Origin of the sequence: Sinorhizobium mexicanum, assembly GCF_013488225.1 — a bacterium.
Classification (GTDB): Bacteria; Pseudomonadota; Alphaproteobacteria; order Rhizobiales; family Rhizobiaceae; genus Sinorhizobium; species Sinorhizobium mexicanum.
Genome location: NZ_CP041238.1, coordinates 2,118,653 through 2,129,650, shown reverse-complemented (window position 1 = coordinate 2,129,650; position 10,998 = coordinate 2,118,653). Strand labels below are relative to the sequence as shown.

Here is a 10,998-nt window from a genome sequence, read left to right as displayed (position 1 = left end):
TCGCGCGGCCGGGTTTCATATTTTCCGTGAGAGTCTATGTATGTGCAAGACATCAATCCGGAGAGAGATGTGTTGGAGAAGACCCGACTGGACCCAATAAGTTACCGCGACGCGATGAGCCGCATGTCCGCTCATGTGGACCTCATCACCACGGCCGATGGGCGCACGCGGCGCGGCGTCACGATCACTGCGTCCTGCTCGGTCTCTGACGATCCGCCGACGATCCTTGCCTGCCTCAATGCAGCAAATCCGCGCAACGATATCTTCGCACGCTCCGGTGCTTTCGCGCTCAACGTGCTTGGCGAGCCGCACCGGGCGCTGGCTCATGCTTTCTCCGGCCGGGACCAGCTCGACATGGACCGGCGCTTCGCGTTCGGCCAATGGACGCAGCTCACGACCGGCGCGCCCATTCTTACCGACGCCGTCGTCGCCTTCGACTGCCGACTCATCGAGGTCAAGATCATGGCGACCCATCTCATCCTCTTCGGCGAGGTCGTCGATATGCACCTCGGCGAGAAGCACCCACCGCTCATTTATGTGGACCGTGGGTATCACACGCTATAAGTTTTCTTCGGCTGTGGAGGAAACATGGCGAAACACGAGACGGGAAAGCTGCCGCAATCCATCGACGAGACGATGGCAATGCTGGAGGCACAGAATTACCTCGCCGGAACTCAACTTGCGACGGTGCTTTTCCTGGCGCTGAAAATGAAGCGCCCGCTGTTTCTGGAAGGCGAGGCCGGTGTCGGCAAGACCGAGATCGCCAAGGTCCTCGCCCGTTCGCTCGATCGCCCGCTGATCCGGCTGCAATGCTACGAAGGGCTCGACGTCTCCTCAGCCGTCTATGAATGGAACTATCCGGCGCAGATGCTGGAAATTCGCCTTTCGGAGGCGGCCGGCACGGTCGATCGCCAAAGGATCGAGGGCGACATCTTCTCCGAACGGTTTCTGATCCGCCGCCCGGTGCTTCAGGCAATATCCGCTGGCGTGGGCCGGGCCCCGGTGTTCCTGATCGACGAACTCGACCGCACCGACGAAGCTTTCGAGGCTTTCCTTCTGGAAGTGCTTTCCGATTTTCAGGTTACGATCCCCGAGCTCGGGACGATCAAAGCGGATGAGCCGCCGATCGTCATCATCACGACCAACCGCACCCGCGAAATTCATGACGCCCTGAAGCGACGCTGTCTTTATCACTGGGTCGACTATCCGAAGGCGGCACAGGAACTGGAGATCATCCGGCGCAAGGTGCCCGGCTGTAGCGCCACTCTCTCGCGGGAAGTCGTCGCCTATGTCCAAAGACTGCGGGCGATTGATCTCTTCAAGAACCCCGGCGTGGCGGAGACGATCGACTGGGCGACGGCGCTCACCGAACTTGACCGATTGGCGCTCGATCCGGAAACGATAGCCGACACGCTCGGCACGCTGCTCAAATACCAGGATGATATCGCCCGGATCGAGGGTGCGGAGGGGCGCAAGCTGCTTGCCGAGGTCAAGGCCGAACTCCTGGCTCAGGGCTGACCGTCATGGTGGACGACCAAATAGTTTCTTCGGTCGCAGTTTCTTCTGTCGCGCCGGGCGACGGCAAACTTGCCGACAACATCGTATTCTTTGCCCGCGCTCTTCGAAGGGCAGGAATGAGAATAGGTCCCGCCGCAATTGCTGACGCCATCGATGCCGCTACCTTGATCGGGATCGGGTCTCGCAACGAGTTTTATGCCGCCCTTCAATGCACGTTCGTCAAGCGTCATGAGGACCAGCTGCTGTTCGACGAAGCGTTCAACCTCTTCTGGCGGTCGCGCGACCTCGTCCAGAAGATGATCGCTCTTCTGTCGCCGATTGCACCCGAGCGGCAGGGGGAAGATCGCGCTAGGCGTGCGGGCGCGGAGCGACTCCGCGAGGCACTCCTCGCAGGAAGGGACGACGCCCGTCCGCCGCGCGACGAACCGGAAATCGAGATAGATGCCCGCGACACGGTCTCCGGTCGCGAGCTCTTCCGCAAGGCGGATTTCGCGCAGATGACCGCCGCGGAGATCGCGGAGGCGCGGAAGGTCTTGTCATCCCTGATATTGCCGCTGGATCGCGTCCGAACCCGTCGCTTTCGCGCTGCCCATCGGCCAGCGCGGATCGATCCGCGCGCCACCATGCGCGATGCAATGCGCTTTGGCGGCGAGTTGATTCTGCCGCGCTTTCGCGAGCCGCGCCTTGTTCACCCGCCGCTCGTCGTGCTCGCCGATATTTCTGGATCGATGAGCCAGTACACGCGGATTTTCCTGCATTTCCTGCACGCGCTGACGGAACAGCGACAACGCGTTCACACGTTTCTTTTCGGGACGCGGCTGACGAATGTCACGCGCCAGATGCGCAACCGCGATCCCGACGAAGCGCTCGACGAATGCGTGGCAGCGGTCAAGGATTGGTCTGGTGGCACACGCATTGGAGAAACGCTTCACGAATTCAACCGGCGTTGGTTGCGCCGGGTGCTCGGGCAGGGTGCCATCGTCCTCCTGATCACCGACGGCCTCGAGCGCGATGACACGGCAGAACTCGAAGTCGAGATCGATCGACTGCATCGCTCTTGCCGGCGCCTCATCTGGCTCAACCCGCTGCTGCGCTTCGACGGTTTTGAAGCACGCGCCCGGGGCGTCCGGGCCATGCTGCCGCATGTTGACGAATTCCGGGCGGTGCACAATCTTGAGTCTGTGGCCGAACTGGTGAAGTCGCTGTCCGGTCAAGGTGTGCAGGGCGCCGATCCGCGACGCTTTCTGCGTGCGCGAACGGCATGAGACACAAACAACGGGTAGCCAACATGTCGAATGAGCCCAATATTCTTGACCCGCTGAAGATCGCCGAAACCTGGTGCAACGACGGACGCAAAGTGGCGCTTGCGACCGTCATCGAGACATGGGGTTCTGCACCGCGACCGATCGGCAGCCATCTGGTGATCGATGAAGAAGGGAATTTCCAGGGATCCGTCTCAGGCGGATGCGTCGAAGGCGCCGTCATCGCCGAGGCAATGGACATCATCGAATCAGGAACACCCAAGATCCTCGAATTCGGTGTTGCCGACGAGACGGCCTGGCGCGTCGGCCTTTCCTGCGGCGGCCGCATCCGGGTCTATGTCGAAAGAGTTGACGGCTGACGATGGAACGCTCCACCCTTCAAGCAATCAATGCAGCGCGTGCCGCGCGACGGGCGGCCGTGGTCGTCACCGATCTTTCGGACGGCGCCAGTCAGGTTTTTCTCGAAGGCGCGCGCTTTCCGCCGGAATGGGACGGCCTGATCGTCGCGGCATTGCGCTCGGGACGCGCAGGCGTTGCGGCGGTCGAGGGACGATCGCTCTTCGTCAATGTCCATCTGCCGCCACCGCGCATCGTTGCGATCGGCGCCGTTCACATCTCCCAGGCGCTTGCCGAGCTGGCGACGGTTGCCGGATTCGACATGACGATCATAGATCCGCGCACTGCGTTCGCGACACCTGAGCGGTTCCGTGCCGTCGAACTCCTGGCTGAATGGCCGGAAGACGTTCTGCCTTCGAGGCCACTCGACCGCTACACGGCACTCGCCGCGCTTACGCATGATCCGAAGATCGACGATCATCCGATCCGGGCGGCTCTGGAAGCGCGCTGTTTCTATGTGGGCGCGCTCGGCAGCCGCAAAACGCATGCAGCACGCGTCGAACGATTGGGACAGGCAGGCGTGCCCACGGACGCCATCGATCGGATCAAGGCCCCGATCGGCCTCGACATTGGCGCGGCGAGCCCCGCCGAAATTGCCGTCGCGATCCTGGCCGAGATCATCGAAGCCCTGCGCCGCCGTGATCCGACGGGCCGGGCGGGAGGTGCAAGATGAGATTTGGTCCCGCACGGCTCGCCGATGCCGAGGGCGCTGTTCTTGCACACGCAATGAAAACCGGAGCGCAGCGATTGCCGAAAGGCCACCGGCTGAGCCGAACGGACATCGCGACGTTTGCCGAAGCCGGTGTGGAGGAGGTCATCGTCGCCCGGCTCGATGCCGATGACCTACTCGAAAACGAGGCGGCGGCACGCATCGCCGCGGCGATCGCTCCCGACCACCTGCGCTTTTCAAAAGCAGCGACCGGCCGGGTGAATGCCCACGCCACCGTTTCTGGCCTTTTCGTTGCAAACCGCACTGTCGTCGACCGGCTGAACCGGATCGATCCGGCGATCACGCTCGCCTGTCTCGCCGATCACACGGCGGTTGAAACGGGCGACATGGTGGCGACGATCAAGATCATCCCACTGGCGGTAGCGGAGCCGTTCGTCGAACAGGCGGAGCGTATACTGCGAGCGGAGCCTGCCTTTGAGGTGAAACCGTTCGTGCCACACCGCGCGGGACTGATCGCAACCGAGTTGCCGTCGCTCAAGCCGCAAGTGATGGACAAGACCCATGCGGTTCTCGCAGCCCGGCTCTTGCGCTCCGGAAGCCATCTCGTCACGGAACGTCGTGTGGCGCATACGGAGGCGGCGGTTGCCGCCGCCATCGCCGATCTCAAGCCGGCCCATGACCTGATCGTCATCTTCGGCGCTTCGGCAGTCTCCGATCCGGACGACGTGATTCCGGCGGCAATCCGACGCGCAGGCGGAGTCGTCGAACATGTCGGAATGCCGGTCGATCCGGGCAATCTTCTGGTCCTGGGCCGAATTGCCGAAAGTCCTGTCGTCGGGGCACCGGGTTGCGCACGCAGTCCCAGGGAAAACGGGTTCGACTGGATTCTCGACCGCCTGCTTGCCGGTGAATGGCCGAATTCTGAGGATATAACCGGCCTCGGTGTCGGCGGCCTTCTGAACGAGATCCCGACGCGGCCGCAGCCGCGAGAGCAAACCGCCAATCCACCGCGAGGCCCGGCACGAATCGTCGTCCTGGCTGCGGGGCGGGCAAGCAGGATGGGGGCTAGCGGCGGACACAAGCTCCTGGCCGAGTTCGACGGCGTTCCACTGGTCCGGCGCACAGTCGAAACCGCACTCGCCGCCGATGCCGGAAAGGTGGTCGTCGTAACCGGACACCGCGAAGCGGATATTCGCGCCGCGCTCGCAGGCCTGCCTGTGGAGTTTGCCTCGAATCCGGACTACACCGCCGGCATGGCCTCTTCGCTGGTAGCAGGCGTGACCGCGCTCGGAACGGAGGCAGGCGGCGCTCTCGTGATGCTGGCGGACATGCCGGGTATTACCGCCGATCACCTGCACAAGATGATTGAAGTCTTCGACGGCGAAGGCAGGCAAGCGGTCGTGCGCGCCGTTTCGCAAGGCCAGCGCGGCAATCCCGTCATCCTGCCGAAAGAGACCTTCGCCGCGGTCAGGCAACTCGTCGGCGACGTCGGGGCACGGCATATCGTCGAACGATGCGGGCTCCCGGTCATCGACGTCGAGCTTGGTGAAGCGGCGCGCCTTGATCTCGACACCCCGGACGCAATCATCGCCGCAGGCGGCGTACTGAAGGAGTGACGATGGACAATGCGGCGATCGAGGAGATGTTCGAAACGCTGGGACCGGTGACGATCCGCCGCATGTTCGGCGGCAAGGGCATCTATTTCGAAGGCGTGATCTTCGCGCTCGAAGTCGACGGCGAAATCCTTCTCAAAGGCGACGCCGAATCGGCGCCCGAGTACGAGCAGGCGGGCTGCCGCCAGTGGGCCTACGACGGCAAAGGCAAAAGCGTGAAGATGCCCTATTGGAGCATTCCCGATCCGGCACTCGACGACCCGGACGAAATGGCGCGCTGGGTGAGGATCGCCTACGCGGCGGCGCTCAGAACAAGAAAGTAGAGTGGTGCTGCCCGAACTAACGAGGCCAAGAGCTCAGGCGAGGGCCCGAAGCGCGTCGGCGGCGAAACGCGAGAGCGGCTGGGGCAGGGCGGAAAGATCAAACCAGCCGATGTCGGAGAGCTTGTCCGGTTCGGTGAGATGCGGCTCACCTGAAAAATCTTCCGTGACGTAGATGAGCGAAATCCAGTGCTGCTGGTCGGCTTCGATCACCTGTTCGCTGACGCAGAGAAAGCGGGTCGAATGGATCGAAAGGCCGCTTTCCTCTTCCGCCTCTCGGCGCGCCGCATTCTCGGCGCGTTCCATATGGTCGACCTTGCCCCCGACGATGTTCCAGTGGCCCGCCTCTGGCGCCTTGAGGCGCCGGCAAAGCAGGATCTTGCCGTCGCGCACGATTGCGAGTCCGCAACCAACACCGGGGAAATCGACGCCGGGAAGTGCCATGAGGCCGAAAGTCAAGCCTTGCCGGCGATCAACATGAAGGCCGGGATCTCATCGCCAAAACCGACGGGCGTCGGACCGTCGTCATGATCGCGACGATGCCGGTTGCGGCGGTCGCGGTTGTCGTCATTGGCGGCATTCTGCGCACGGCCAGGCCGATCGTTGCGGCCGGCATGGCCGCGCCCATTGTCTGCATTGCGTTCCGGTTTCACCGCTTCCGCCCTTTCCGCGACTGGTTCGAGTTCAGCCGCACTATCGGCATAGGCAGTATCAGATCTATGTTCGGAGCGGCCCCTGCCGGAACGTTCCACATCTTTTTTGCGGTCCTTATGACGATCGCGGCCACGATCCTTGCGACCGGTGTCATGGCTTTCCATCGGTTCCGGAAGCTCGGAAAGATCGCCGTTCAGCCACTCGACCTTCTGGCCGATCAGCTTCTCGATGGCATCCGAGAATTTCGTGTCGCGCTTCGTGACGAGCGTGAAAGAAGCACCGGAACGGCCTGCGCGGCCGGTGCGGCCGATACGGTGAACATAGTCTTCCGCGTGAATCGGGACGTCGAAATTGAAGACATGGCTGACATCGGGAATATCCAGCCCGCGCGCGGCTACATCTGAAGCGACGAGCAGCTTGATATTGCCGTCCTTGAAATTGGCGAGCATCGCCATGCGCGAGCGCTGATCCATGTCTCCATGCAATGCGCCGACGGAGAAGCCGTGGCGATCGAGCGAACGGAACAGATCAGCAACGTCCTTCTTGCGATTGCAGAAGATGATTGCGTTCTTCAATTCGTCCTGGGCGCGGATCAGATCGCGCAGGACGGCGCGTTTCTCATAGTCCTTGGCATGTGCGGCAACGAACCGCTGCGTCACGGTGTTCGCGGTAGAGGCCGGACGGGCCACCTCCACACGCTCCGGATTCTGCAGGAAGCGGTCGGCAAGCTTCTGGATTTCCGGCGGCATCGTCGCCGAGAAGAACAGCGTTTGGCGTGTGAAGGGAATGAGCTTCGCGATTCGTTCGATGTCAGGGATGAAACCCATGTCGAGCATGCGGTCCGCTTCGTCGATGACAAGGATCTCGACGCCGGTCATCAGCAACTTGCCGCGCTCGAAGTGGTCGAGCAGGCGGCCGGGGGTGCAGATCAGCACATCGGCTCCGCGCTCGAGCTTGCGGTCCTGTTCATCAAAGGAAACGCCACCGATCAAAAGCGCGATGTTGAGCTTGTGGTTCTTGCCGTACTTGTCAAAGTTCTCCGCGACCTGCGCGGCGAGCTCGCGCGTCGGCTCGAGGATCAGCGTGCGCGGCATGCGGGCGCGGGCACGACCCTTTTCCAACAGCGTCAGCATCGGCAAAACGAAGGACGCCGTCTTGCCGGTTCCGGTCTGTGCTATACCCAGAATGTCACGGCGTTGCAGCGCCGGAGGGATGGCCCCGGCCTGGATCGGAGTAGGAGTTGCGTAGCCCGCATCGGTAACGGCGGAGAGAACTTTTTGGCTCAGGCCAAGGTCAGCAAAATTGGTCAAAGGGGAAACTGTTTCCGTTCCGGTTCAATAGAACACTGCTCGATCGATGGAAAATGCGCCACCACGTGGCGGCGCTCTTAAGCCGAAAGGCGCCGAAAGTCAAGAAATCCAGCACGTTGAAGCAATGAAAGGTAAACGAGTGCGAATCTGTCCATTTCTTGTCAAGCGTAAGGAGACGATATTAGCGCTCGTAGACGTCAGTTCATCAAGCCCGCGAGCTTCGTGCCGGCGCGAAGAAAATGCACTGGATCGATGGCGCGGCCGTCCAAGCGAACTTCATAATGCAGATGCGGACCCGTCGATCGCCCGGTGCTTCCGGACTTGGCGATGACGTCGTCTGCTCGCACATGGTCGCCGACATTGACGAGAATGACCGACAGGTGGGCATAACGGGTTACGACGCCGTTGCCATGATCGATTTCGACCATATTGCCGTACCCGCCCGTCGGGCCGGCCGTGGTGACGGTCCCAGCGGCCGCCGAGCGAATGCGCGTGCCGATCGATACTCGAAAATCGATGCCCGCGTGAAGCGCCAGTCGCCCCATAAACGGATCCAGCCGGTTGCCGAAATTGCTGGTGACATCGCTGGCGGGTGCCGGACTTAGGAGCGGCAACTTGCGGGCGGCGTCGCGGGTTTCCTCCAATTCCAAAAGCGCGCTATCGAGCGCGGCAAGCGATTTCCCGAACGGGTCCTCATCCTGCGGTTCGACGAACGGTCCGCCGATCGCATTTCCATCGACCTTGCTCGCAGCAGCCTCCGTCGTGCCGGCCGACAGTGTGACGCCGGTGCGCTCAACGATCGTCCTGATGGTTTCAGACGTCCGGTTCGCGCTGCTCGTCAAATGCTCCATGCGGGCCATCTGATCGCGCTCGACGTCCTTGAGCGAAAGCGTGACTTTGGAAAATATCCGGTCCGCCCGATCGGAGACGGTTTCCTTTTCGCCATTTTCGGGCTGGGCAGGTGCGTAGCCGAGGGCGCCGAGGCGGATCGGCGTTGCGCCGGCCTCCCTGTTCAACCCCATGATCTCTTCAATTGCCTCCACCCCAGCTTTCGCATCTGCAGGCTTATCGAAAGCGAGCGGGTCAGCCGCAGGAGATGCCTCATCGCCTAGGCCTTCGGAAGTGTCGGCACTTGCCGCCAAGGCACCAAGCTTGTCACTGCGCGAAGATAGCGCCGACTGCTGCTGCAGGAGCTTCTCGACTTTGTCCTCGACGACTTGCTGGTCCAGCAATTGCCGGCTCGTCACCCGATCTACTTGCGCCCTGAGAGCAGTGATTCGGTCTTCGTATTCGTGTTGCATACGGGCTTGGCGAGCGATCGTGCCACCAATGAGGTCGTCGCGCAGGACTAGGTAGGTCGTGGCCGCCAGATAACCAATGCTGAAGACCCCGATGACGGAGGCAGCCAGCGCCGCCATCCACGGGCGGACGGTCATGTGTCGCACCTTGTCGCCGCTCGCCAGGATAAGCACGTGGCTTTGCTTGCGCTTTCGAAAGGCGCCGTTTGCCGAACGACCAGACACCACATCACCCCCAGCCGGATGCGAACCACCTCGCGTTGCCCGGGAGCGATTACACTTTATTAGGGTTAACAAACGATTGAGCGTGGGCCGATATCAGATGTTGGTGGACGCTGTCATCGAGCGATAGAAGGACGGCGTCAAACCAGCTTCCGCGCGCGCAATATCATTGAACGGGGCCTTCAGCGGTCCGCGAAAATTCGCCCGCACGAGCGCCTGAAACGTTGCGGCCGGATCTTTCTTTTGTCGGGCGCACAGGAAGCGGAACCATTTTGCCCCGACGGCGACGTGCCCCTTTTCGTCTTCGTAGATCACATCCAGAACGGCAGCACTTTCGTGATCGCCGGTTTCGCGCATTTTCGCCTGCAGAGCCGGCGTGACGTCAAGACCGCGGGCTTCGAGTATGAGCGGGACGACGGCAAGGCGCGCGGTCAGGTCGTTCCGCGTATCGTGCGCGGCCTGCCACAGCCCGTCATGCGCGGGCAGATCGCCATAGTCCGCACCAAGGTCGTTCAGCCTCTGCCGCACCATCCGAAAATGTTTCGCCTCCTCGAAGGCGACCTGCATCCATCCGTCGAAGAAAGAATTGGGCACAGCTTCCGAGGCAAAGCGGGCGACGATATCGAGCGCCAGGTCGACGGCGTTCAATTCGATATGCGCGATCGCGTGCAGGAGCGCGATGCGCCCTTTCAATGAACCGAGCGAGCGCCGCTTGACCTGGGTCGGCGGCGTGAGCACGGGTTTCGCCGGACGTCCTGGACGCTCGGGAACCGAACGATCTAGCGGGGAGCGCAACGACAGCTTTCTCCCTTGCCAACGTCGCGCCGCCGCCTGCGCCAACTCAGTCTTTTGCTGAAGGTCCGGCGTGCGGATCGCCTCGACGGCAGCGCCTCGCAAACTGTGGAACTGCGGAAGGTCGGTCATCTCTCGCTTCTCTCGGTTCAAAGCGTCTTCGCGGCCGCCAGAACCTCGCTCGCGTGGCCGGCAACCCTGACCTTTTTCCAGACCCGGTTGATGGTCCCATCCGGGTTTATCAGGAATGTCGTACGCTCGACGCCCATGTATTTGCGCCCATACAGGGTCTTCTCCGCCCAGACGCCGTAGGCATTGACGACGTTCTTTTCTTCGTCCGCCGCCAGCATAACGGTGAGATTGTGCTTCTTGGCGAAGCGGTCGTGCCTTTTAACCGAATCGGGCGAGAGCCCGATCAGAACGACGCCCGCCGCCGCGAAATCGTTGGCGAGGCTCGAGAAGGAGATCGCTTCCTCGGTGCAGGCCTTGGTATCGTCCTTGGGATAGAAAAAGAGCACCACCGGTTTGCCGCGGAGAGCGGAGAGCGAGATTGAACCACCACCGTCGCGAGGAAGTTCAAAGTCGGGTGCGACATCACCTGGTCCTAATCGTGCCATGATTTAACCTTTCTTACGCCAAGTTTTGCAGACATTCGGCAGCTACTGCATGTTTCCTGAAATCGCAGTCGATTTAAGGACAAAAAACATGCAGCGATTCAAAGTGCTACAGCGTCCTTTGTCCGTCTGAAACGACGCACAAAGGACGCTGTAGGGCATATCGAAAATCAACGACGGCCGTCCAGCGCATATGTGATAAATTTGACAGGCGGCGGACGGCTTCCCCGGCTAGGAGTCTGGTCGGCGTTTCGTCATGCAAAAACCGGGGCGGTAGCGAGCCTTTCCACAGCATCGGCAGGGACGCGTGGTGACGTGGCTCGACAAAT

The 10,998-nt window shown here is 61.7% G+C and carries 12 protein-coding genes; 7 read left to right on the top strand and 5 right to left on the bottom strand.

All coding sequences use genetic code 11. The annotated features are described in order from the left end of the window. The first annotated feature begins 36 nt into the window (after positions 1-36). From FKV68_RS10045 to FKV68_RS10015, 7 genes are read left to right on the top strand one after another with little or no spacing between them, the layout of a single operon-like run. Complete coding sequence (locus FKV68_RS10045) at positions 37-564, top strand: flavin reductase (protein WP_180941331.1); 528 nt, start codon at positions 37-39, stop codon at positions 562-564. 24 nt (positions 565-588) lie between these two features. After that, on the top strand, positions 589-1,518 hold the full coding sequence (locus FKV68_RS10040; protein WP_180941330.1) for an AAA family ATPase: 930 nt from the start codon (positions 589-591) through the stop codon (positions 1,516-1,518). Positions 1,519-1,523: 5 nt separating this feature from the next. After that, positions 1,524-2,783, top strand: coding sequence for a vWA domain-containing protein (locus tag FKV68_RS10035; protein WP_180941329.1), 1,260 nt, complete (start codon positions 1,524-1,526; stop codon positions 2,781-2,783). A 23-nt stretch (positions 2,784-2,806) separates the two neighbouring features. After that, the gene (locus tag FKV68_RS10030) at positions 2,807-3,139 is read left to right on the top strand and encodes an XdhC family protein (protein ID WP_180941328.1); all 333 of its coding nucleotides are present in this window, start codon (positions 2,807-2,809) and stop codon (positions 3,137-3,139) included. A 2-nt stretch (positions 3,140-3,141) separates the two neighbouring features. Further along, positions 3,142-3,849: an XdhC family protein gene (locus FKV68_RS10025; protein ID WP_180941327.1), complete on the top strand. Its 708-nt coding sequence runs from the start codon at positions 3,142-3,144 to the stop codon at positions 3,847-3,849. Then, positions 3,846-5,462 carry an NTP transferase domain-containing protein gene (locus FKV68_RS10020; RefSeq protein WP_180941326.1) on the top strand — a complete coding sequence of 539 codons (1,617 nt, stop codon included), beginning with the start codon at positions 3,846-3,848 and terminating at the stop codon, positions 5,460-5,462. Before FKV68_RS10025 ends, FKV68_RS10020 begins: the two co-directional genes overlap by 4 nt. A 2-nt stretch (positions 5,463-5,464) precedes the next feature. Then, positions 5,465-5,782 carry a TfoX/Sxy family protein gene (locus FKV68_RS10015; protein ID WP_180941325.1) on the top strand — a complete coding sequence of 106 codons (318 nt, stop codon included), beginning with the start codon at positions 5,465-5,467 and terminating at the stop codon, positions 5,780-5,782. A gap of 33 nt (positions 5,783-5,815) precedes the next feature. Here the strand turns inward: FKV68_RS10015 and FKV68_RS10010 are convergent, their stop codons facing one another. From FKV68_RS10010 to FKV68_RS09990, 5 genes are all read right to left on the bottom strand, one after another. Next, on the bottom strand, positions 5,816-6,223 hold the full coding sequence (locus tag FKV68_RS10010; protein WP_180941324.1) for an NUDIX hydrolase: 408 nt from the start codon (positions 6,221-6,223) through the stop codon (positions 5,816-5,818). Positions 6,224-6,234: 11 nt separating this feature from the next. Next, positions 6,235-7,743: a DEAD/DEAH box helicase gene (locus tag FKV68_RS10005; protein ID WP_180941323.1), complete on the bottom strand. Its 1,509-nt coding sequence runs from the start codon at positions 7,741-7,743 to the stop codon at positions 6,235-6,237. 197 nt (positions 7,744-7,940) lie between these two features. Continuing rightward, a complete protein-coding gene (locus tag FKV68_RS10000) occupies positions 7,941-9,266 on the bottom strand; it encodes a M23 family metallopeptidase (protein WP_180941322.1) in 1,326 nt (441 codons plus the stop codon). Between the two features lie 93 nt (positions 9,267-9,359). Further along, positions 9,360-10,187 (bottom strand): ferritin-like domain-containing protein, encoded by an 828-nt coding sequence (locus tag FKV68_RS09995; RefSeq protein ID WP_180941321.1) that lies wholly within the window; start codon positions 10,185-10,187, stop codon positions 9,360-9,362. Between the two features lie 17 nt (positions 10,188-10,204). Further along, positions 10,205-10,672: a peroxiredoxin gene (locus FKV68_RS09990; protein ID WP_180941320.1), complete on the bottom strand. Its 468-nt coding sequence runs from the start codon at positions 10,670-10,672 to the stop codon at positions 10,205-10,207. Between the last annotated feature and the right edge of the window lie 326 nt (positions 10,673-10,998).

Excerpts from the sequence above, each read along its gene's own strand:
- FKV68_RS10045 (WP_180941331.1), top strand. The coding sequence starts at position 37 with ATGTATGTGCAAGACATCAATCCGGAGAGAGATGTGTTGGAGAAGACC.
- FKV68_RS10015 (WP_180941325.1), top strand. The coding sequence starts at position 5,465 with ATGGACAATGCGGCGATCGAGGAGATGTTCGAAACGCTGGGACCGGTG.
- FKV68_RS10020 (WP_180941326.1), top strand. The coding sequence starts at position 3,846 with ATGAGATTTGGTCCCGCACGGCTCGCCGATGCCGAGGGCGCTGTTCTT.
- FKV68_RS10035 (WP_180941329.1), top strand. The coding sequence starts at position 1,524 with ATGGTGGACGACCAAATAGTTTCTTCGGTCGCAGTTTCTTCTGTCGCG.
- FKV68_RS10030 (WP_180941328.1), top strand. The coding sequence starts at position 2,807 with ATGTCGAATGAGCCCAATATTCTTGACCCGCTGAAGATCGCCGAAACC.
- FKV68_RS10040 (WP_180941330.1), top strand. The coding sequence starts at position 589 with ATGGCGAAACACGAGACGGGAAAGCTGCCGCAATCCATCGACGAGACG.
- FKV68_RS10025 (WP_180941327.1), top strand. The coding sequence starts at position 3,142 with ATGGAACGCTCCACCCTTCAAGCAATCAATGCAGCGCGTGCCGCGCGA.
- FKV68_RS10010 (WP_180941324.1), bottom strand. The coding sequence starts at position 6,223 with ATGGCACTTCCCGGCGTCGATTTCCCCGGTGTTGGTTGCGGACTCGCA.
- FKV68_RS09995 (WP_180941321.1), bottom strand. The coding sequence starts at position 10,187 with ATGACCGACCTTCCGCAGTTCCACAGTTTGCGAGGCGCTGCCGTCGAG.
- FKV68_RS09990 (WP_180941320.1), bottom strand. The coding sequence starts at position 10,672 with ATGGCACGATTAGGACCAGGTGATGTCGCACCCGACTTTGAACTTCCT.